Raw genomic sequence first — 20537 nt, forward strand, 5'->3', positions numbered from 1 at the left:
AAAGACGATGAATAAAAAGGCCAGCGCACGTTAGCGCTGGCCATGCAATTATCACTGTTTTACGCTTGGATAATATTAGTTTTTTGCCACCTGCTGATAGCGCTTCGGCAATTTAAACGTCCACACGGTGCCGCCTTGGTTGAAGTGCTTCACGCGTTTAGCAACTTCACCGCCCCATAATGGCACTGCGCCACCCCATCCAGATAGTACAGAGATGTACTGCTCACCATCCATCTCCCATGTCACTGGAGAGCCAACAATACCTGAGCCAGTTTGGAACTTGTAAACCATTTCGCCGGTTTTGTCGTCAAAGGCCATAAGATAACCTTCAGGGTTACCGGTCCAAACCAAACCACCACCTGTAGTTAACACGCCGCCCCAAAGTGGAGAGAAGTTGTTGTAGCGCCAAACGGTTTTACCTGTTTTAGGGTCAATCGCTTTAAGCACGCCAATAAAGTCTTCATTCACTGATTTAATGGTGAAACCAGCGCCTAGGTACGCCGCACCTTTCTTGTAAGAGGTAGGCTCGTTCCAGATATCCATTTCCCATTCGTTTGAAGGCACATAAAAGAGTTCAGTATCCTTTGAATAGGCCATTGGCATCCAGTTTTTACCACCTAAGAACGCAGGGCGAGCGACAACCTGTGCACCTTGTTTACCATCAGCTGATTGCGCTGGGCTTCCTGGACGATTTTCTTCAATGTAGATAGGTCGACCTTTTTCATCTAGCCCCTTTGCCCAGTTCAATTTGTCAACGAACGGAAAGCCGCGAATGAAGTCACCGTTTTCGCGGTTAAGGACATAGAAAAAGCCGTTTCTGTCGGCTGTTGCCGCCGCTTTAACTGTCTTGCCGTTTTCCTGGTAGTCAAACGAGATAAGCTCGTTTACGCCATCGAAGTCCCAGCCATCATGCGGCGTGGTTTGGAAGTGCCACACAATTTTTCCGGTATTAGGGTCGATAGCTAAGCGCGACGACGAGAAGTAGTTATCGCCCGGACGTAGGTGAGAGTTCCACGGTGCAGGGTTACCCGTACCGAAAAATAGCAAGCCTGTATCTGAGTCGTAAGTACCACCTAGCCACGTTGCTGCACCACCGGTTTTCCATAAATCAGCAGGCCATGTTTTACCTGGCGCGCCGCCTGAAATACCATTTTCGGTTTTCTTACCGTCTTTCCATAGATACCCCATGTGCCCTTCAACGGTAGGTCTAACCCATAGCTGTTTGCCAGACTTCGCGTCGTAAGCATACACTTTACCGACGATCCCGAACTCACCACCGGAAATCCCTGTAATGACTTTTCCGTCAACTACAATAGGCGCTGCAGTAATGGCGTAGCCCGCTCGGTAGTCTTCAACTTTTTTCTTCCAAACAGTTTTTCCCGTGTCTTTATCCAGTGCTACTAACTTGGCATCCAAGGTGCCAAATATGACCAGGTTATCGTAAAGCGCAACGCCACGGTTTATTACGTCACAGCAAGGCATAATGCCATCGGGCAAACGCGCCTCATACTGCCATAGCTCTTCACCAGTTCTCGCATCGATGGCCCACACACGAGAGTAAGAGCCGGTTACATACATCACACCATCTTTTACCAGAGGTTGCGATTCTTGACCCCGCTGCTTTTCACCACCTAATGAGAACGCCCACACAGGACGTACTTCTTCTACTGTATCGCGGTTAATGGCGGTTAGCGGGCTGTAGCGCTGAGCTTTCAAGCCCATTCCATACGTCACTACGTCGTCAGTGGTAACGTGGTCATTTTGAATATCTTTGTCGGTGACAACAGCATGGACAGGAGTTAACGCACTTGCACAAACCAGCATAGATAGGGCAAGTTTTTTAATTGGCATATTATTATTCATAACGGTTCCTAGTTGCATGTAGGCCATAAATGGTCTGTTTCAGACTATTCGTTAGGATTAGCATAGCTAGGGGGGATGTCGATGCCTATGCAACAGCGGAGTGATTTGACTCCTCCTTTAGGAGGAGGAATGAAGGGCTATTTTCCCTTTTGATCAATGCCTTTACGCTTTCACGTCTTTTTAAAGTAATGCGTTCTTCCAATACTGATAGCAGTGTTAATAATATGAAGGCTGCTGGCAATAGAGTTATTGCCTAAAGTGCTACCGGTTAACATGCTAGTGTTCGAAAAGCTGTAATTCGAAGCCTGTTAACCAGCGTGCTATTGTTTAAAGTGCTAATGTTCTGATCGCTTTTTGTCAGATGCTTTTATACTGGATTATCTTATTCTGAAAGCTCTTGCCCCGCAAAATAAGGCGGCATCTCATAAATGGTTTTGTATTTCTCAAATAACCGTTGCATATCACCCTCAACCACCATTCGCGTAATTACATCACCAATTTCATAGCCAAGCGCGCGATAATTAGTATGAACAGCAAGTCCTATGTCCCACTTTTGCTTTCCAATAAGCGGAAACGCGTTGCTTGCAAGGCGATATTGCTCATTATCAACAAACTGACTGAGGTAGGATATTTGCGAGCGCAATCCCATTACCGCTTCGACGGTTCCTGCTTTCATCGCGTCAATCGCTTCTGCGTTTGAGCCATAGTGCGATGTTTTTTCTCGCAATCGGCCGCCAAACGCTGACGTTAAGTAAAAGTGGGGAATGCTGTCTATTTCCGCACCAATCGTGTGATACTGAAACATGCCCATGGTTTCCACTTCGGGCAAGGTTTGCGTGTTGTGAATGATTTGCCAGCTTTCACGCTGATAGGGGGCAAACATATGAACGAGCTCATTAACCAACAAGCCCACGTCGTCACGTTTTTGAGAAAAGCTTGGGTCGTAAGGCGCGCGCATCATCACATCGGCCTTAATGCGGTGAATTATATGGCCCTTCCATAGGTAATTTCTGAAATCGTCCTCTGTCGTTTCACCAGGTGTCATCCATATCAGTTCTAGCTCAACACCAAGGGCGCTCGCGATTTCACGGGCGATATCAATATCAATACCTGTGGGGCTGTCGTTTTCAATAAATGAAAATGGAGGATAGTCGGTGTACACCGCAATTCTAATTAAACCGCTGTCTTTAATATCGTCTAACGATCTTGCTTCTCCGAACGCAGAAAGCGCAGAAACCGTTATCAGGCAGAGTAAAGTGAAAATAACTCGAAAAGGTTTAACTAACTGCACAGCTTACCCACTTATTCAATCGAACTTCTTAAGCATACTAAGGGGTTAGCGTGATTTTACTAATGCTACTTTAGCGCCATAGCATTCCTCCTTTAGGAGGATGTTCTTCGGGAAAATTGCCATATACCCTTATGTCAGACAAACAGATATCAGCAAAAGCATGCAGCTGAGCTCGGGGTGGTATATGGCAAAGGGTGTAAAAAGCACGGTTGAAAGACGATTAACCGGTAAGCGTTATCAAAAGTGTGTAGCGTCACTTTTTTGCTGCGTTCTGTTATCGTTTTTAAACAGCGCGCTCGCATTTAATGAAGCGCGATCTTCTCAGGCCCAACAAGCTGCACCTCAGGCCTCTTTTGCCACTATTGTGGTCATTTACATAAAAATTGCGGGCACATCTCCACCAGGCACACCAGATTATTTAAAGTCCCCCAGCAATGAGGGGACAGCTGGCGCAAGTGTGGCGATAGAGGATGCCAATATCACGGGAAAATTTCTTGGTTATCAGTTTGAGTTAACTGAAATCAGTGTGCCTTCTATCGGCGAACTCCAAGCTTCTTTAGCTAAAACACGCCAGCACTCTGCTTCAAGTACTAACACAAATCACAAAGAAATAAGCAGCAATCAGCAAGGCAACATTGCACCTGTTGTACTACTGGATATGCAAAGCAGTGATAAGGTAAAGGCTGCCTCAATTGAGCAGTTGATTACCACTATTCAAAGCACGCTTCCTAATGCCGTATTTTTTAACGTAGCTAATAGCGATGATTTGCTGAGACAAAATTCATGTCGCCTGCCCTTGTTTCATACAATCCCCAGTTATCAGATGAAAGCCGACGCGCTAGCCCAGTGGTTTCGCACTAAGCGAATTGACGAGATATTTGCAGTTTACGGAAAAACCGCTGACGATGCTGCATACCTAGCCGCGTTTAAACGCAGCGCTAAAAAATTTAAGCTTTCACTTGTTGAAACTAAACAGTGGCAGGACAGTTTTGATTTACGCAGGGCTGCCTTTGCTGAAATTCCTCAATTTACGCGAACAACAGAAACCTATCAGGCTGTTTTTACCGCTGATAGCGCGGCACAATTCGCGTATAGCCTACCCTTTAACACCTATTATCCCGTACCTGTGGTAGGCGCTGCCGGCCTAAAAGCACTAGGTTGGCATTTTACCCACGAACAATGGGGCGCCCGTCAGCTTCAAAGCCGTTTTAACGATACGTTTAACAGACACATGAATGAAGTCGACTTCGCCGCGTATCTTGCGGTAACGGCGGTGGCAAATGCTGCACAGCAAGGAAGCGATTTAACGCAGCGGGGAATACTTAAAACCTTGCTTAGCGATCATTACACGCTAGGTGCCTATAAAGGTCGTCCCCTTTCTATTCGCTCCCACACCCACCAATTTCGTCAGCCTATTGCGCTGGCCCATGAAGACGCACTGGTGACTCATGCGCCCCTTGAAGGCTTTTTGCATCAAACCAACGAACTAGACACATTAGGCGCAACACACACTACCTGTAAGGACAAGTTATGAGCTATCGCTTTGCACTCTTGCTTGGCAGTTTAATGGCAGCCTTTGCCTTAGCACTTCCTCAAGCCTTTGCACTTCCTCAAGCGTATGTCACTAACGAAAAAGACAACACGCTATCTGTCATTGATATGACGACATTTGATGTGGTTGAAACTATCGAGGTTGGAGAGCGACCCCGAGGGTTTATTTTAAGTGCAGACCAGTCCCACGCGTATATCTGTGCCTCTGATGCTGATCGCATTCAAATTATGGATTTGTCTACCCATTCCATAGTGGGCGATCTTCCCTCAGGTGCAGATCCTGAAACCATAGCATTACATCCTAACGGCACCACTATTTACACAGCTAATGAAGACGATGCCCTTCTTACTGTTATCGACATTCCAACGGCTCAGGTCATTTCTCAGATAGATGTGGGCGTAGAGCCTGAGGGGCTGGCTGTGAGTCACGACGGCAGCATGATGGTAGTCACATCAGAAACCACTAACATGGTGCACTGGATAGATACCAAAACGCATGAAAATGTTGCAAATAGCTTAGTTGATGCAAGACCCAGAGATGCTCACTTTACCAAAGATGACAAGTACCTTTGGGTAAGCTCGGAAATAGGTGGCACCGTTAGTATTTTCGATACTGCTACTAAGCAAAAAGTGAAGACCCTTTCCTTTGCGATTAAAGGCGTTTATCGCGACAAGGTTCAGCCAGTGGGTATTGTGCTTATGAAAGATAAGCCCTACGCCTTCGTGGCGCTTGGCCCAGCGAATCGCATAGCGGTCATCAATACCGATACCTTTGAAGTGGAAGACTACATTTTGGTTGGGCGACGAGTGTGGCAATTAGCGTTTAACCAAGATCAGTCTTTATTGCTGACCACTAACGGTGTAAGCGGTGATGTTTCTGTCATCAATACCCACACGTTAAACGTAGAGCATACGGTAAAAGTGGGGCGTTACCCTTGGGGCGTGGCGGTTAAATGGAAATAGCGGTTCAAGCGGTTTCACATCAGTACGGCGGCCACCACGCGCTGGACAATATAAATCTTTGCCTAAAACCAGGCTTAACCATGCTGCTTGGGCCAAATGGCGCAGGCAAAAGTACCTTATTTGCGCTTATTACGGGCCTTCAAAAACTCACGCAAGGCAGCATTACCTTTGATGGTGCTACCCTGTCTCAATCTCGCACAAGTATTATGGCGAAAATGGGCGTGGTATTTCAGCAAAGTACCTTAGATATCGACTTATCAGTAAAACAAAATTTGTCCTACTTTGCTTCGCTCCACGGCATAAGTACCACTAGCGCGCTATCTCATATTCAAGGCCTGCTCGACGAGCTCGATCTTACAACTAAGCTCAACACAAAAATTAGAAACTTAAATGGCGGGCACAGACGTCGGGTCGAGTTAGCTCGCTGCCTTATTCACAAGCCATCCTTGCTGCTACTAGACGAGCCTACCGTTGGCTTAGATATAGAATCCCGTCATCTTATTTTGCGGGTAGTACAAGCACTCGCTCATTCGCAAAACGTAAGTGTACTATGGGCCACGCATTTATTTGAAGAAGTGAAGCACAACAACAACTTGATAGTCTTATCAAAAGGACGAGTGTTAGCCCACGACCAATGTGAAGCCTTGTTAGCCAAGTATCATCAACAAGATATTGAGCACCTTTGGCAGCATTTGATGCAGGAAGGCTCCTGATGTATTGGCGCTGTTTTGTGGGCGTACTTACCCGAGAGATGCTGAAGTTTTGGCAGCAACGTACACGCCTGTTAAGTGCATTGGTGCGCCCGCTGCTTTGGCTATTTGTTTTTGCCGCAGGGTTTCGTTCGGCCCTGGGTCTTTCAATGACCGAGCCTTACGAGAGTTATATTTTATACGAAGAGTACATTGTACCTGGGCTTGCCGCCATGATTGTGCTTTTTAATAGTATGCAAAGTTCATTGTCCATGGTGTACGACAGAGAAATGGGCAGCATGAAAGTACTGCTGTTAAGCCCGGTTCCCCGCCCTTTTCTGCTAGGCAGCAAGCTTATAGCCAACACCTTGGTAAGCGCTATTCAGGTGTACATCTTCTTTGCCTTTGCGCTTTTACTAGATGTACGCCTATCTGCGTTGGGATACGTTTATGCGTTACCTGTTATTGCACTACTGTCATTGTTTTTAGGTTCGTTAGGCTTATTACTGGCAAACTATATTAAGCAGCTAGAGAACTTTGCCGGGGTAATGAACTTTGTCATTTTCCCGTTGTTCTTTCTATCAAGCGCCCTATACCCGCTTTGGAAAATGCGTGAGGCCAGCGAATGGCTGTATCAGATTTGCGTCTTTAACCCCTTTAGTAGCGGCGTAGAATTACTGCGATTTGCGCTCTATGAAAAACTCGAACACAACGCGCTTGCCGTTGTACTTTGCCTGACAGCTATCACTTTTATTTTCGCTGTGAGAAGCTTTCGCCCCAAAGCCTCAAAAGGGCGCTTCTCGTGATAAAAGCAAACCTAACATGGGCTGATGAAAGCAATAAAGTTGAAACGTTAGACGATAGTGACTGCTTACTTATTTTAACTACACCCACGTTATTGGCGAGCCAACTATTTCACTTTTCAACACCCGCTAAGACATACATTGAGCAGATTTTTGACGATGAAGGTTTTGCAGGAAATAAAGGCGAATGTGTATTCGTACAAGGCCTTAAGGCGTTTAAAACAAGTTACATCTCAGACACTGAAAACAGCGGACAAAACGAAATTAGCCAACAATTAGCTGATATAAAACGGGTGCTGTTTTATGGTGTCGATTTTGCGCTTTTTGAAGCGTCAGATGCACCCAACATCTCTAGCCGTGCCTGCACTTTATCTAAAACTAATGACCCCTCCATGGTTAACCGCTCAAGCTACGCTAGCGATTCAAACTCCGCGTTTTATTCAAAAGGCACTAGTGACTTGAACCAAACTAACGCGCCAGCATTTCGCTACCTAGAACAGCAGTTCGATGCATTGTTTAAACAGCTTAAAAGCGTGTCGGTAACCTTGGAAAAGCTGTCGTTAATGGCGCTTTCTACCACTGAAACAGCAAGCAGTGACCCAGTTAACACCATGGCGAGCCATTCACAGTTTCTGAGTGCGCTACTTAGAAGCTATTTCAAGCACGGCTATCACTTTAAAGGCTATAAAACGAATAATCGATCGGTTTCTAGCAGTCGAGTCCGCGACGACAACAACAACGCAAATAGTGTTGAAAAAAACGCCGCAACTAATGAAGCCATTAATCAAGCAACTGATATTAGGGGCACGCTGTCTCTTGCATTAGATGCCAAGCATTTTAATAAAGCACAAAAGCGTCTCGTTTCACACACTATCCGCTATGAATCAGCCCTGAATGCCGCGATGACGTGGGCTAAAGATCTCGCCCACATGCCAGCCAACTTATGTACGCCAGATTATCTGGCCGAACAAGCTCTGCATCTGGCGCAAACCTTTAATACGGTGTCTTGCGATATCCTCAATGAAAGTGCGCTAAAGCAATTAGGCATGAACGGGTATTTAGCGGTAAATGCAGGTTCACAGTTTGCTGCCACCATGCCTATTCTTCGCTATACAGCCAAAGGTTTAGAGAATTCACCGCCGGTAGTGTTAATCGGCAAAGGCGTAACGTTTGACAGCGGCGGCATAACGTTAAAACGCAGCCCTGATATGCGCCATATGATTTACGACATGGCAGGCGCTGGCTGTGTATTGGGCGTCATTCAGGCGGTTGCCACACTGGGGTTAAATATAAATATTGTAGGTATTGTGGCGAGCGCTGATAATGCGATTGATGGCAAAGCCTATCGCCCGGGTGACATCATTACTATGCACTCAGGAAAAACCGTGGAAGTCATGAGCACTGATGCAGAGGGGCGTATGCTTATGGCCGATGCAATCAGCTACGCGAAACAGTTCTCCCCCTCGGTTATTATTGATATTGCAACCCTAACCGGCGCTGCTATCAGCGCACTGGGGCACAAAGCCACTGCGCTTTTTAGCAACGCTCCAGCACTTGAAAGTGCGTTAGTTGAAGCGGGTGAACTGGCTAACGACAGGTGCTGGCCTTTCCCACTTTGGCCAGAATATCAAGACGCCATTACCTCTCAGCACGCGGATATGATGAATACGGGTATAAACTCTCCCGGTGCTATTTCGGCAGGCTGCTTTCTCTCTCGCTTTGCTGACGGCACGCCGTGGGCTCACCTCGATGTAGCAGGAACCGCTTTTACCTACACCAAATCGTTATCGGCGACCGGCCGCCCTATTCCTTTGCTGTTATCTTACTTAAGCAGCTGCGCAATCAAAAATAATCAATAAATCATCAAAATTCATGACAGTTCTCCTCCCTTAGGAGGATATCTGTTAACACATATTCAACATATACTCAGTCATGCGTTTAATCATAAAGAAGAGGAACAATTATGTGGACTAAACCCCAATACACAGAAATGCGCCTTGGTTTTGAAGTAACTCTTTACATCAATAACCGCTAGGCAACGCCCTCTGGGATGATGAACAAAAAGGCTGCCGACGCAGCCTTTTTTTACTTGTAGTATGGAGTTGTTATGCACGTATTGATTCTTGGTGCTGCCGCCGGGGGTGGATTTCCGCAATGGAACTGCCACTGCCCAAATTGTAAGGGTTTACGCGAAGGTAAAATAAAGGCGAAAGGCAGAACACAGTCGAGCATTGCTGTCAGTAGCGATGGTAAAAATTGGGTTCTCATTAATGCCTCCCCCGATTTAAGGGAGCAGATAAATAGCCACCCGCAGCTGTGGCCCGACGCCCATGTGTCTCGCGGCACACGCATAAGCGCAATTGTGCTTACCGACAGTCAAATAGACCATACGACAGGCCTGCTAACATTGCGCGAAGGCTTACCCCTTCCCGTTTATTGTACCGATGTAGTGGCCGAAGACCTAACCACCAGCTTCCCGCTTTTTACCGTATTAAAACACTGGCACGGCGGACTACAGCAGCATTCAATTAATACCGATTATCATAAACGCTTTGTACCCAAAGGGGCAGAAGGACTGACTTTCCAACCGGTGGTATTAGAGTCTAATGCGCCCCCTTATTCGACATATCGCGACAACATTGTGCCGGGCAACAATATCGGCCTGAAGATAACTGACGACACCACGGGCAAGGTGCTTTTTTACGCGCCGGGATGTATGCAGGCAAACGACACAGTAAAACAGGTGATGCGCGAATCTCACTGCGTGCTATTTGACGGTACGCTGTGGGCCAATGAAGAAATGATAGATCACGGCTTTAGCAACAAGCTGGGCACTGATATGGGACACATGCCGGTTAATGGAAAGGGCGGAGCCATTGCGCTGCTAAATGAATTTAACGTTGAGCGTAAAGTACTTATTCATATCAACAACACAAATCGCGTGCTTGACGAAGACTCCAGTGCTTATCACAGCCTGTGTGAGCAAGGTATTGAATTGGCTTACGACGGTATGGAAATTGAGGTGTAGTAATGACAGAACACGCATGGTCTAGACAAGAATTCGAACAAAAACTGAGAGAAAAAGGCGCTTACTACCATATTCATCACCCGTTTCATAAACGCATGAATGAAGGACACTGCAGCGTTGATGAGATTCAGGGTTGGGTGGCCAACCGACTGTATTATCAAATGGCGATACCGGTTAAAGACGCGGCAATTTTAGCGAATTGCGAAGATCAATCGGTACGCAGAACTTGGATCCAACGAATTATCGATCACGATGGACGGGAAGGTGAAGACGGACTGGGCGGCATAGAAGCCTGGTTGCGGTTAGGCGAAGCGGTAGGCTTGAACCGCAGTGAATTACTTGATGAAACCCACCTGTTGCCAGCGGTTAAATTTGCAGTAAATGCCTATGTGAATTTTGCCCGCCGCGCGTCGTGGGAAGAGGCTGCCTGCTCATCGTTAACTGAAATGTTTGCCCCTGAAATACATCAAAGCCGATTAGATACCTGGCCTAGGCACTATACATGGATTGATAGTGAAGGCTTTACCTACTTTCAAATGCGGTTAAGCCAGGCGCGCCGTGATGTAGAGCATGGCCTGCAGATTACCCTTGACCACTTTGTTACCCGACAACAGCAAGAACATGCGCTCAATATACTGCAGTTCAAAATTGATATTTTGTGGAGCATTGCTGATGCCATTTGCTTTGCCTATGAATATAAGAGAAAGCCGTTTGATGGTATTGCCGACCAGCGGGTGTGCCATAAAGGGAGGTTTTAATGATGTCGAATTTACGATCGCAAACCGAGCACCACTTAGATGCTGATAGCGTCGGTGCTGATAACGTGGAAGATAACATTGAAAATAGCAGCAGTCACAACAACGAGGGCGGCCGCACAAGAGACAAAACAGCTTCTTTAAATCCGCTTTTTCGCATGCAGTACGAGAAAGCTCAGGGTTGTTATGTTTTGTTGTTCCCCGAAGGAATGATCAAACTTAATCCTTCTGCGGCAGAAATTCTTAAGCGAGTAGATGGCAGCAATACGGAAAATGCCATTTGTGCTGAGCTTCGCCAAGCGTTCCCTGATGCACCTGAAGATTTAGAAGAAGATGTTCATGCATTTCTGGTTCATGCCGAGCAAAAGAAGTGGATCCGCTATGACGAATAATACAGACGTTGATTTACAAGCCGACGTACCAAATAGCGTAACGCCACCGCTGTGGCTCCTAGCCGAAATTACCTATCAGTGCCCATTGCATTGCCCCTATTGCTCTAACCCGGTAAACATGGAAGAAACATTTAACGAGCTCTCTACTGAGCACTGGGAGCGTGTGCTGCGTGAAGCGCGGGAAATGGGCGCCGTGCAATTGGGCTTTTCTGGCGGGGAGCCATTGCTTCGAAAAGACTTAGAGCACTTAGTCGCTTATGCGCGGGCTTTGGGTTTTTACACCAACTTGATCACCTCTGGCATTGGCATGACAGAAAAACGTATTGCCAAACTCAAAGAAGCCGGTCTTGACCACATTCAGCTGAGCTTTCAGGCAGCCAATGCTGAAGTCAACGACTTAATAGGCAACAAGCGTCACTCATTTGAACAAAAACTTAAAATTGCGAAGCTGGTAAAACAATACAACTACCCTATGGTGCTTAACTTCTGTATTACCGCGCAGAACATTCACGAAATAGAAGACGTGATGGCGCTCAGCGAGCAGCTGAACGCTGATTTTGTCGAGCTAGCTACCGTACAGTATTACGGCTGGGCCTATGAAAACAGAGACCATCTGTTACCTACCTTACAGCAGCTACAGGAAGCTGAGGCCGCAGTGAACCGCTACCGCGCGCAACAAAACGGTAAAGGCCCAACCTTCATATTTGTGTCGCCCGACTACTACGAATCTCGCCCTAAGGCGTGCATGAATGGCTGGGGCACAACGTTTTTAACCGTAACGCCAGATGGCAGTGCCCTTCCGTGTCACAGTGCAAAGATATTGCCCCTTCGTTTTCCTAATGTGAAAGAACGCTCGTTGCACGATATTTGGCACCAAGACTTTAGCTTTAATCATTTCCGTGGCGATAGTTGGATGCCTTCGCCCTGTAGGGACTGCGATGAAAAAGATAAAGACTTTGGCGGCTGCCGATGTCAGGCCTACCTGCTAACAGGTGATATGTATAAGACGGATCCGGTTTGCAGCAAGTCGCCCGATCACCATTTGATGAAAGGCATTACCGATAAAGCAGGTACTGCACCGTCGAAGGCACTACAGTATCGGAAGGTGGAAAAGCCGATTCCCATCCTAGAAGTAAGTGCTACGAGGTAAGTACTAGGAAGTAAATGGGCTGCGATAAGTACGAAACAAAAAGAGATACCGTTAAACCGCAATGATAAAAGTGTATGTCTGAATTTCATTTCATTGACGCCGGCTCTGGGTCAAAAGTGCATAGCGTTGTTTTTGCGCTAAAAACCCCTGCAGCAGGCCACACTGGGTTGTCTCATTTAGCTGAGCACATGAGCTTTCGACGCTCTCACCAATACCCAACTGCCCACGAACTTTTTACGGCCAATACACTTCTGCCCGTCACTATTAACGCTACCACACTCGCCGAGTACACCTTCTTTTTCGCTTCGTCTGAAAAAGCAAACGTGCTGCTTGATGCTGTAAATTACCTGTACTGTGGCCTGCTTAACCGGGATTACGGTACCGATGAGGTTACCCTAGAGCGTGACGGGGTTATTTTTAACGAGCTCGCCATGCTAGAGGCAAACAGCGACTATGCATTAAACGCCGCTATTCGATTAACCGATACCAATAAAAATGCCTATCAACACGCGGGTGGTTTTACACAAACTATAGGCAGCAACAGCATTCAAGCGCTTCAAGACTACAAGCGCCAGTGGTATCAGCCAAGCAATATCACCACGCTGGTTTATAGTAATTCAGCCCACTTTTTTGAACAGTGCAAGGAGGTTGTTACAGCCTTGAGCGAAGAAATAGCCGTGAGCGCAATGAAAGCGCAGAGCGTGGAAACAGCCTTGAGCGCTGAAAAAACCTTGAGCGAAAAAACAGCCCTGAGCGCTGAAACAGCCTTGAGCGAGAAAGCAGCTTCGAGCGAAGAATCAACACTGAACAGAAACGCCTCTCTGAGTCAGCACGCATCTCAACGTGAACACTCACATTTAGACAAAGAAGCCTCTCTTGATGCGCAAACGACAAAAGGCGAAAACGAATCAATAAGGCATGTATTAACCTGGTGGTTTCCTCAGTACTTTTTAAATGGTTTACTACAGCAAGAAGCAACACTTAGCACCGTAGCAGGCCTTGAAAACACTTTATTTATCGACCCCGAAATCAATCAACAAGGCAATTTTGCAATTCGCCTCGTCACAAACGAAGCGATGAAGGAAGTAGCAAGCGAGCTTTCGATAGAAGCACTTCCAAAGCTTTCACAAAATCTGACACACAAGCTCGTGAGCGATGATTATGATAAAAGGCTGCGACAACTAAAACATGTGGTATCCGCGTGTCTTGCCTCATTTGATATTAGGCCTTCAAAGCCAATGCCAGACACTGATAAACACGCAGAAGGTGTGGGGGCGGCTATTCACTATTTTGCGCAACTAACAGATGCGTTGGGTTCTAACGAGTGTGCCGCCAAAGATTGTTCCACCAAAAGCGCTTATTTGGCGAGTGCTAATAAGGTATCGCACTCCTATCTAGGGGCTCTACCTTCACCAGAAAAGTCAGTCGCTCGCGAGCGGATTAGAAAGGCACGTAAGGGATTTTCCGCGCAAGCCAGCGCTTCCAAAAGCGACCAATCACTTTTAGTGCCGCGTCTTACCTCTAAATACCGACATTTTATTGCGTTAGAGCACTTGCCTGCACTTCCACGTTTATTGCAGCCACTCGCCAACAATACCACCAATTTGAAACGCTTTAACGCTGAACACATTGCTTTGCATTTAACGCCGTTTTCCACTCCATCGCCCTCAATAACTCTAGAGTCGGCTTCTCTAAATTCTGCTTCTGGTTATTTGGCCTCGCACTGGGTGTATCGCATCGCGTTCTATCAACAGTCAAGACTACAAGCGGTACTGGCACACCACCTTTTCTGGCAACCAAGAACCTCGGGGGAATGCTACGCACTGGGCGCTGCAACCTATGAAAATAACCTTTTTCTATTTGGTGCCAGCGACACAAATATCACAGAGCGTGAAAACTGGTGTCATAAGGTTTTATCGATTCTCTCGTAGGGAATTCGGGAAAAAACACTGCTACCAATTTATGATACTTCCTCCCACTTAAGGAGGATATTTTTAGGGAATGGTTAAGGCAATACTGAAAGTATAAATAATAACGAAGCAGTCAAGACCATGCCTACGCGAATTTCTACTAAAAGCTCTAGCCAAAACGTTGCACAATCCCCAACACATCAACTTGCCCGTTCACCATTTGCTCTTGCGATTATTGCAAGCGCTGTAACCTATGCGTTTAGCTCTGCTGCAGAAGCTAACGATGCAATGGACCACTACGAGGTTATAGAGGTACAGGGAGCGACACCGCTTAGTGCCAACAGCAATAACTCTGCTGTATTTGGTAACGTTCAGACACTCACTCAAGACGATATTGAAGGGAGCGTCAACCGTTCACTACCGGAGCTACTCAAAACTCAACTGGCAAGCGTGAACCTAAACGATGTTCAAAACAATCCGTTCCAACCCGATCTACAATACCGCGGGTTTACTGCCTCTCCGCTGCTTGGTCTACCTCAGGGCATTTCGGTGTACTTGAACGGCGGTCGGGTTAATGAAGCGTTTGGCGATACTGTGCATTGGGACCTAATGCCTCTAGATGCTATAGATACCGTTTCTTTGTACTCTGGTTCAAACCCTCTGTTTGGCCAAAACACGCTAGGCGGCGCCCTTGCGCTAAGAACGAAAACAGGGTTTAGCTTCAACGCCAACGAAATAGATTTACAGGCTGGACAATTCGGCCAGAAAGCCGCGTCTGTGGAATCGGGTGGTCATAACGAGCACTGGGCGTATTATGTGAACCTGAATCACTATGAGGAAGATGGCTGGCGCGACTATTCGCCATCTGAAGTGCAGCAAGTATTTACATCGCTTGCCTATAAAAGTGACAAAATGCATCTCGACATGAACCTGTTTATGGCCGATAACGAGTTACTCGGCAATGGTGCGTCACCTATAGAACTGCTGGATATTGAAGGAAGAGAAGCGGTCTACACCCACCCCGATCAGACCAACAACGAACTTACGCACGTTAATATAACCGGTGATTTCGTTTTAACTGACACCTTATCTTTAACCGCCAATATGTTTTATCGCGACACACAAACTCAATCAATCAACGGCGATGACAGTGATTTTGGTGCCTGCCAGTTCGCTGATGGACGCGTAACACTGTGTGAATTTGAAGATGATGACGACGATGATGATGATGATGCTCCGCTTGATAGTGATGATGATGGCGACGACGATGATGACGATGATTTGCCTGTTGTAGGCGAAGGCGACGATATAGAAGCGGTTGAATTCATTGGCTTTGATGACGACACCGCGCTTGCCGAAATATCAGATGTGGACGCAGATGAACTTGATGGAACATACAATACGGGCCGGACAGACGCCAAAGCTACTGGGTTATCTTTTCAGCTAGCAAAACAATATGCCTTAAGCGGCTTCAGTTCAGAGTTAATTGTTGGTGCCAGCTACACCAAAGGAGATGTTAACTACGCCGCTGATACTACATTTGGTATTTTGGAAAACGAATCTGCACAAGACTCACGCACCGTTTTACCCATCGACGGGCTCATGGCACAAGAAGCCAGGGTTAGATTAGATGTAGACACCACCGCATGGTCGCTATTTTTCATGAATAGTACACAGCTCTCTTCAGCCGTATCACTCAATCTTGGTGGACGTTTTAACCGAGACCATATTGTTATGGAAGACCTGATTGATGACGGTGAAGGTTCATTGGACGGCAATCACCGTTTTACCCAATTTAACCCAGCGGTAGGTGTAGACATTACTATTGATGAGCAAAGCCAGTTGAATCTTGCAATCAGCCAGTCTTCAAGAACGCCAAGCCCAGCAGAGTTAAGCTGTGCAGATGAAGACGACCCGTGCCGCTTACCGAACGGTTTTGTGGCCGATCCTCCTCTTGATCAGGTGGTCACCCAAACTATTGAAGCGAACTACACCACACGCATTGATAACATCGACCTGATGCTAAATGTTTTTCACAGTAGAAGTAAGGACGACATTATCTTCCAACAAGCAGGCTCTGTTGCCTCTCGCGGATACTTTATTAACGTTGATGAAACCCAGCGTCAGGGCGTTGAATTCAGCGTAGGCTCAACGTGGGAAAAACTAACCTACCGGTTAAACTACAACTATCTTAACGCAACCTATGAATCAACATTCACGTCGTTTAGCCCCTTTAACCCTCAGGGTCCAGACAGACTCGTAACACCAGGTGACAAAATTCCAGGCCAGCCAGAGCATTTAGTCAAGCTCTACGCAGATTACGCCTTAACGGATAAAGCGCGTTTAGGCGCAGAAGTTATTTCAGCATCTAGTCAGTACTTTAGGGGCGATGAGGCTAACGAAAACGAAAAGATTGACGGATACGTTATTGCAAACATTTATGCATCGTACCGGTTCAACGACACATTTACCGCATCGCTACGTGTGAATAATGTGTTCGACAAAGACTATGAAACCTTTGGCACGTATGGCGAGGCTGATGAGGTATTAGAAGACATTTATCCCGACGTAGAAGGTGCAGAGTTCGTGGGCCCCGCACAACCGCGAATGGTCAGTGTAAATCTAAAAGCGAGATTCTAATCAGATAGCAGTTGTTACCACACGCGCTTTTATCCACACAAAAGCTGCAAAAAAATCAAAAAAACGCGACTTACTTTTTCACAGTAGTCGCGTTTTTTATCATTTATACATTTAATTTTCCCGCTACTAAAGAAGGAGATTAACACGCCTTACGGCTGATGGCTCAAAATTCAATAGAACCTATTATCAATTTACTGGACACCGAAAGCATTAAAACCAGTCAAAAATAAAAATAAAAAGCCACTGTAATTAATCAACACTACCAATATTGGGACAGTAAAATGAAAAAGAATACATTTACAAAAACCTGTTTATCTATTGCCATTTTAAGCACAGTCAGTAGCCATAGTTTTGCCCAGGACGAGCCCTATTCATGGAATATCTCTGGATGGATAAATGAAGGCTTAACCTATTACGACGACGGTGTGGGTAGTGATGTGGCACAACTTTCAGACAACGGTACAACGCTAGGCAGCCGTATTACGCTTTCAGGGAATTATAAACTGGAAGAACAAGGCATGGACGTGGGCTTTGAGGTCATTATTGAACCTCTTTCAGGCGCACCCAACTACGCCGGTGGTGGCCATCAAACCCCGCTTTTGTTTGCCAATCAGGATAACTTAGACACCTTCAACGGCGGCGACATAGGCCTGTTGGGCAGTAGCCTCTACTTTGGTGGCGACTGGGGTAAAATCACCATTGGTTTACAAAGCCTTCCCACCGATAACATTGCCGTTCTAGCTGATCCTTCTGGCACAATCTGGTCGGGAATTTCTCCATTATTTAGAGCAAATGGCTTCTTTATTCGAGGCGTAGAAGAAGGTTCAACCAATGTCGCGTGGGGTCAATTTGCTCAGTGCTTAGCAACGCCTGGCTTGGGTATTGGTATTGACTGTAACGGCATATATCGCAACGGTGTGCGCTACGATCTCCCTCAAATGGGCAACGTGAGTATTGCAGTAGGTTATGCAAACGACGAAATTTACGATATTGCGGTTAAGTATGCGGCTGAGCACGAAGGCTTCAAAACTAACCTTCATGCAGGTTACTCAGTGAATAAAGATGGCGGTAGCAATGTTGGGGGCAACAGTTCAACTACGCTGCAACTGCAAGCGGGGCTCATGCATATTGAGTCAGGAGTATTTGGGGTAGCCACTTATCAGATGGAAGAAGCTGACGATGCGATTGTTGGGTCGGGTGACGATACAGATGCTTATTACTTTAAAGCAGGCATAAGAAAACAGTTTAATCGCTTTGGTGATTCTGCTTTCTATGCTGAATATGCCAGTTATAACGACCAATACGGCATGGCTCATTTAGATGGCGTTACCGGCTCAGAGCTTAGTCAATGGGGCGTTGCAGCAGAACAATATTTTGGATCGCGCTTCTTGGTGTACGCGAAATACGAAAATCTAAGTTTAGATATTGATGGTTCAGAATCTGCGCAAGGAATTTATAACAGCGCAGAAGACTTAACCCTAATTCAACTAGGTGGCACTGTGTTCTTTTAATTGAGAATTAAAAATCAGTCATATTTTAACATTGAACTTATATCTAATTACTCTGAAATTTAAAATTACTCGATTCATTTAATTAATGATAAAAAACTGATTAATTTTACACTTAAATAAGAAATTAAAATTAAGCTAAAAGATATGACATAAAAAGCGAGATTCACTCTCGCTTTTCCTATTGAAAAAGGAAAGATCATGAAAAATATATCTCTATTTTCATTACGTTCAGCTCAACCCATTCTGTTAGCCCTACTCTTCATAACGACAGTACATATCGCAGACGCACAGGTCATATTTCAGGAGGACAAAAACAATTTTATTCGCCTTGTTGAAAAGCAAAACGAAACAGACAGTGACATGCGTGCCAACCAGCACCCCTTTACGCTGCAAGAGCAGGATGTATCCGCCATACTTAGCGCTATTCAGGTGGTTAAGAACAAAAATACGTCAACACCGCTTTTTTCCAACGAACAAGTTGCGTTACTTGCCGCCTATCTGCCTGAGGCGCTGCGAACAGCGACTGCTCAGCAAGACGTAATTTTTGCCCTTAGTAAAGAGAAGCGCTATTTGGCAGGCCTTAAAACCCAAACGTATTACGTTGCAGGCAGTATTTTCGTTGCAGACGACCAGCTCAATATTCTTATTGGCGAGTTCGATAAAGTAGCCAATAAAGCCTACGAAATGGCTTATGATCCTACTTCTCAGGGCTTGGTAAAATACGACTTTGATTTTGGTAACCGGAAACAAGCAAAGTTCTCATTCGATTCCCCACTTTCTTTTTCCGCACCTGGTATAGAACTGAAAACAAAAAATCGCTTCGATTGGGTGGTCGCACCGACTCAGCTGGCATTTGAAGCACCTGTAGAAAAGGAAACACTTTCCCCAGCGAATAGGGAAAACACACCCAGTAAGAAAGACGTAGCTGGCTCGGCCCCCTTACCAGCAGAGAACGATATCGTTGCTCGTTTTAAACGGTTAGACGCACTAAAAAAGGCAAACCTAATTAGCGAAACAGAATACGCCGAAAAAAGAAGGCAGTTACTTGACGAGTTATAGAACGAAAGTCCCGTCAGTACTGGTCTTACGTGCTTTTTTATTATAAGCCATTGGTCTTATTAGGCCTGATTTAATGTTATATTAATGTTAACATTGTAAACACGTGAAGTGACTGTTTAGCTTTTAATATTTCGGGGAATTTGGTCACTTTGAAGCGTTTCATTTACGCCATAATTTTGTCTTACTAAAAGGCTTATGTGTGAATAAAACGCCAGCCCAAATAAGTCACAAGGCCAGCGGCAAATGTCGCTTTTTTAGCTGAGGGAAAGACCATGCACCGTATCTTGATAATTGACGACCACCCTATTTTTCGTCACGCAATGATTACCATTTTAGGGAAAAAGTTTCCCGACTCAGAAACCCTCGAAGCCAATTCAATTTCTGAAGCGTTAACGTTGCTAGAGCAAGACGCGAAGTTCGACTTAATCATGCTTGATTTAAATATGCCGGAAACCTGTGGCCTAAACGGACTTTTAGAAATTCGAAACCAACACCCTAACGTACCTGTAGTGATTATTTCCGCTGAAACGGAAAAGCAAAATATACTGCAAACCATTTCTTATGGTGCCGTTGGCTTTATTTCAAAAAGCAGCAAAATTGAAGAAATAGCCACATCTATAGAGAGTATTTTTGAAGGGAACGTGTGTTTACCATCAGAGATATTGAGAACGCCGTCTACCAGAACACGCATGACCAATGACAACGGTATTTCGCCTGAGCAAATTCGTTCATTAACACGAAAAGAGCTGACTGTACTGAAATATCTAACTCAAGGGTTAGCCAATAAAGTGATTGCCTACGAGCTTAATATTTCTGAAACCACGGTTAAGTCTCACGTCTCATCTATTCTCAAAAAATTAGGCGCCAGCAACCGAGTAAAGGTTGTGGCCAGTGCCGCGAATATCGACTTTAACCAATACGTATTTAATTAA

At 45.7% G+C, this 20537-nt stretch carries 17 protein-coding genes; 15 read left to right on the plus strand and 2 right to left on the minus strand.

Going from position 1 to position 20537, the window contains the following annotated elements:
• Positions 1-75: 75 nt before the first annotated feature.
• Positions 76-1863, minus strand: coding sequence for a PQQ-dependent methanol/ethanol family dehydrogenase (locus tag ACFI6L_RS13835; RefSeq protein ID WP_014977357.1), 1788 nt, complete (start codon positions 1861-1863; stop codon positions 76-78).
• A gap of 382 nt (positions 1864-2245) precedes the next feature.
• On the minus strand, positions 2246-3154 hold the full coding sequence (locus tag ACFI6L_RS13840) for a substrate-binding periplasmic protein (RefSeq protein WP_239246627.1): 909 nt from the start codon (positions 3152-3154) through the stop codon (positions 2246-2248).
• A 184-nt stretch (positions 3155-3338) separates the two neighbouring features.
• On the opposite strand from ACFI6L_RS13840, the gene ACFI6L_RS13845 reads away from it, so the two are divergent.
• From ACFI6L_RS13845 to ACFI6L_RS13915, 15 genes are all read left to right on the plus strand, one after another.
• Positions 3339-4688, plus strand: a complete 1350-nt coding sequence (locus ACFI6L_RS13845; protein ID WP_462574229.1) for a type 1 periplasmic-binding domain-containing protein — start codon at positions 3339-3341, stop codon at positions 4686-4688.
• Positions 4685-5668 (plus strand): PQQ-dependent catabolism-associated beta-propeller protein, encoded by a 984-nt coding sequence (locus tag ACFI6L_RS13850; protein WP_348670574.1) that lies wholly within the window; start codon positions 4685-4687, stop codon positions 5666-5668. Before ACFI6L_RS13845 ends, ACFI6L_RS13850 begins: the two co-directional genes overlap by 4 nt.
• Positions 5659-6381 (plus strand): ATP-binding cassette domain-containing protein, encoded by a 723-nt coding sequence (locus ACFI6L_RS13855; protein WP_014977362.1) that lies wholly within the window; start codon positions 5659-5661, stop codon positions 6379-6381. Before ACFI6L_RS13850 ends, ACFI6L_RS13855 begins: the two co-directional genes overlap by 10 nt.
• Positions 6381-7163, plus strand: a complete 783-nt coding sequence (locus ACFI6L_RS13860) for an ABC transporter permease (protein ID WP_014977363.1) — start codon at positions 6381-6383, stop codon at positions 7161-7163. The genes ACFI6L_RS13855 and ACFI6L_RS13860 overlap by 1 nt, the downstream gene beginning before the upstream one ends.
• On the plus strand, positions 7160-9019 hold the full coding sequence (locus ACFI6L_RS13865; protein WP_014977364.1) for a leucyl aminopeptidase: 1860 nt from the start codon (positions 7160-7162) through the stop codon (positions 9017-9019). Before ACFI6L_RS13860 ends, ACFI6L_RS13865 begins: the two co-directional genes overlap by 4 nt.
• Before the next feature lie 104 nt (positions 9020-9123).
• Positions 9124-9195 (plus strand): pyrroloquinoline quinone precursor peptide PqqA, encoded by a 72-nt coding sequence (gene pqqA / locus ACFI6L_RS13870; protein ID WP_071953288.1) that lies wholly within the window; start codon positions 9124-9126, stop codon positions 9193-9195.
• A gap of 72 nt (positions 9196-9267) precedes the next feature.
• A complete protein-coding gene (pqqB, locus tag ACFI6L_RS13875; RefSeq protein ID WP_039223498.1) occupies positions 9268-10188 on the plus strand; it encodes a pyrroloquinoline quinone biosynthesis protein PqqB in 921 nt (306 codons plus the stop codon).
• 2 nt (positions 10189-10190) lie between these two features.
• Entirely contained in the window at positions 10191-10946 is a 756-nt protein-coding gene (gene pqqC / locus ACFI6L_RS13880; RefSeq protein ID WP_014977366.1) for a pyrroloquinoline-quinone synthase PqqC, read from the plus strand.
• A complete protein-coding gene (gene pqqD / locus ACFI6L_RS13885) occupies positions 10946-11335 on the plus strand; it encodes a pyrroloquinoline quinone biosynthesis peptide chaperone PqqD (protein WP_462574232.1) in 390 nt (129 codons plus the stop codon). The genes pqqC and pqqD overlap by 1 nt, the downstream gene beginning before the upstream one ends.
• Positions 11325-12485 carry a pyrroloquinoline quinone biosynthesis protein PqqE gene (gene pqqE / locus ACFI6L_RS13890; protein WP_462574234.1) on the plus strand — a complete coding sequence of 387 codons (1161 nt, stop codon included), beginning with the start codon at positions 11325-11327 and terminating at the stop codon, positions 12483-12485. Before pqqD ends, pqqE begins: the two co-directional genes overlap by 11 nt.
• A gap of 74 nt (positions 12486-12559) precedes the next feature.
• Complete coding sequence (locus ACFI6L_RS13895; RefSeq protein ID WP_462574236.1) at positions 12560-14416, plus strand: insulinase family protein; 1857 nt, start codon at positions 12560-12562, stop codon at positions 14414-14416.
• Between the two features lie 120 nt (positions 14417-14536).
• Positions 14537-17035 carry a TonB-dependent receptor gene (locus ACFI6L_RS13900; protein WP_462574237.1) on the plus strand — a complete coding sequence of 833 codons (2499 nt, stop codon included), beginning with the start codon at positions 14537-14539 and terminating at the stop codon, positions 17033-17035.
• 281 nt (positions 17036-17316) lie between these two features.
• Positions 17317-18546 (plus strand): porin family protein, encoded by a 1230-nt coding sequence (locus tag ACFI6L_RS13905; RefSeq protein WP_014980250.1) that lies wholly within the window; start codon positions 17317-17319, stop codon positions 18544-18546.
• Between the two features lie 198 nt (positions 18547-18744).
• Positions 18745-19605, plus strand: a complete 861-nt coding sequence (locus tag ACFI6L_RS13910) for a hypothetical protein (protein WP_014980251.1) — start codon at positions 18745-18747, stop codon at positions 19603-19605.
• Positions 19606-19877: 272 nt separating this feature from the next.
• Positions 19878-20537 carry a response regulator gene (locus ACFI6L_RS13915; protein WP_014950680.1) on the plus strand — a complete coding sequence of 220 codons (660 nt, stop codon included), beginning with the start codon at positions 19878-19880 and terminating at the stop codon, positions 20535-20537.

The organism is Alteromonas sp. G4i35 (assembly GCF_054960375.1).

Excerpts from the sequence above, each read along its gene's own strand:
- ACFI6L_RS13835 (WP_014977357.1), bottom strand. The coding sequence starts at position 1,863 with ATGAATAATAATATGCCAATTAAAAAACTTGCCCTATCTATGCTGGTT.
- ACFI6L_RS13845 (WP_462574229.1), top strand. The coding sequence starts at position 3,339 with ATGGCAAAGGGTGTAAAAAGCACGGTTGAAAGACGATTAACCGGTAAG.
- ACFI6L_RS13850 (WP_348670574.1), top strand. The coding sequence starts at position 4,685 with ATGAGCTATCGCTTTGCACTCTTGCTTGGCAGTTTAATGGCAGCCTTT.
- ACFI6L_RS13855 (WP_014977362.1), top strand. The coding sequence starts at position 5,659 with ATGGAAATAGCGGTTCAAGCGGTTTCACATCAGTACGGCGGCCACCAC.
- ACFI6L_RS13860 (WP_014977363.1), top strand. The coding sequence starts at position 6,381 with ATGTATTGGCGCTGTTTTGTGGGCGTACTTACCCGAGAGATGCTGAAG.
- pqqB (WP_039223498.1), top strand. The coding sequence starts at position 9,268 with ATGCACGTATTGATTCTTGGTGCTGCCGCCGGGGGTGGATTTCCGCAA.
- pqqC (WP_014977366.1), top strand. The coding sequence starts at position 10,191 with ATGACAGAACACGCATGGTCTAGACAAGAATTCGAACAAAAACTGAGA.
- pqqD (WP_462574232.1), top strand. The coding sequence starts at position 10,946 with ATGATGTCGAATTTACGATCGCAAACCGAGCACCACTTAGATGCTGAT.
- pqqE (WP_462574234.1), top strand. The coding sequence starts at position 11,325 with ATGACGAATAATACAGACGTTGATTTACAAGCCGACGTACCAAATAGC.
- ACFI6L_RS13895 (WP_462574236.1), top strand. The coding sequence starts at position 12,560 with ATGTCTGAATTTCATTTCATTGACGCCGGCTCTGGGTCAAAAGTGCAT.
- ACFI6L_RS13900 (WP_462574237.1), top strand. The coding sequence starts at position 14,537 with ATGCCTACGCGAATTTCTACTAAAAGCTCTAGCCAAAACGTTGCACAA.
- ACFI6L_RS13905 (WP_014980250.1), top strand. The coding sequence starts at position 17,317 with ATGAAAAAGAATACATTTACAAAAACCTGTTTATCTATTGCCATTTTA.
- ACFI6L_RS13910 (WP_014980251.1), top strand. The coding sequence starts at position 18,745 with ATGAAAAATATATCTCTATTTTCATTACGTTCAGCTCAACCCATTCTG.
- ACFI6L_RS13915 (WP_014950680.1), top strand. The coding sequence starts at position 19,878 with ATGCACCGTATCTTGATAATTGACGACCACCCTATTTTTCGTCACGCA.